Origin of the sequence: Mesorhizobium sp. M8A.F.Ca.ET.161.01.1.1 (genome assembly GCF_004792105.1) — a bacterium.
GTDB lineage: Bacteria > Pseudomonadota > Alphaproteobacteria > Rhizobiales > Rhizobiaceae > Mesorhizobium.
Map to the genome: position 1 here is coordinate 1 of NZ_SRTD01000536.1, position 278 is coordinate 278.

At 62.6% G+C, this 278-nt stretch carries 1 protein-coding gene; it reads left to right on the top strand.

Going from position 1 to position 278, the window contains the following annotated elements; all coding sequences use genetic code 11:
* Positions 1–278 (top strand): aldehyde dehydrogenase family protein (locus EN804_RS36910; RefSeq protein ID WP_135922468.1); only part of this gene is annotated, 278 nt, incomplete at both ends.

Below are 278 nucleotides of genomic sequence, written 5' to 3' on the forward strand. Positions count from 1 at the left end.
GGCGATCAAGGCCGGGTTACCGGCCGGCCTCATCAACATCGTACTGGGCGACGGTCCCGTCACGGGCAACGCCATCACCGGCCATCCCGAGATTTCCAAGGTGAGCTTCACCGGCTCCACCGCCGCGGGAGCCGCCATCATGGCCAATATCGCCCGTACAGGGATCAAGCCCATGACGCTGGAACTTGGTGGCAAGAGCCCACAGATTGTCTTCGCCGATGCGGATATCGAAAAAGCGGCGACGGCCATCGCCGGCAATATTCTCTCCAATGCCGGGC